We start from the raw sequence: 424 nt of genomic DNA on the forward strand, positions 1-424 counted from the left end.
TCGGCGGTTCGATCCCGTCATCCTCCACCATTTAGCCGACTTAGCTCAATTGGTAGAGCAACTGACTTGTAATCAGTAGGTTGGGGGTTCAAGTCCTCTAGTCGGCACCAGTTTTTATTGTAAGAGCCATTAGCTCAGTTGGTAGAGCATCTGACTTTTAATCAGAGGGTCGAAGGTTCGAGTCCTTCATGGCTCACCATTTTAATTAATATGCGGGTGTGGCGGAATTGGCAGACGCACTAGACTTAGGATCTAGCGCCTTTGGCGTGGGGGTTCGACTCCCTTCACCCGCACTTTTAATAAAATATCTCAAACATGTCTTGCGGAAGTAGTTCAGTGGTAGAATACAACCTTGCCAAGGTTGGGGTCGCGGGTTCGAATCCCGTCTTCCGCTCCAATTTTCAATATGACATGCCGGGGTGGC

Annotated in this window: 4 tRNA genes; all 4 read left to right on the top strand. The window is 48.8% G+C overall.

The features are described from left to right. Positions 1–34: 34 nt before the first annotated feature. The 4 genes from MR168_RS33105 to MR168_RS33120 all read left to right on the top strand — a co-directional run bounded on the left by MR168_RS33105 (position 35) and on the right by MR168_RS33120 (position 397). A tRNA-Thr gene (locus MR168_RS33105) sits at positions 35–110 on the top strand. Positions 111–123: 13 nt separating this feature from the next. After that, a tRNA-Lys gene (locus tag MR168_RS33110) sits at positions 124–199 on the top strand. A gap of 13 nt (positions 200–212) precedes the next feature. Further along, a tRNA-Leu gene (locus MR168_RS33115) sits at positions 213–293 on the top strand. A 29-nt stretch (positions 294–322) separates the two neighbouring features. Next, positions 323–397: transfer RNA gene (locus tag MR168_RS33120), tRNA-Gly, on the top strand. The last annotated feature ends 27 nt before the right edge of the window (positions 398–424 follow it).

Source organism: Bacillus cereus group sp. BfR-BA-01356, assembly GCF_022663635.1.
GTDB classification, from domain to species: Bacteria; Bacillota; Bacilli; order Bacillales; family Bacillaceae_G; genus Bacillus_A; species Bacillus_A cereus.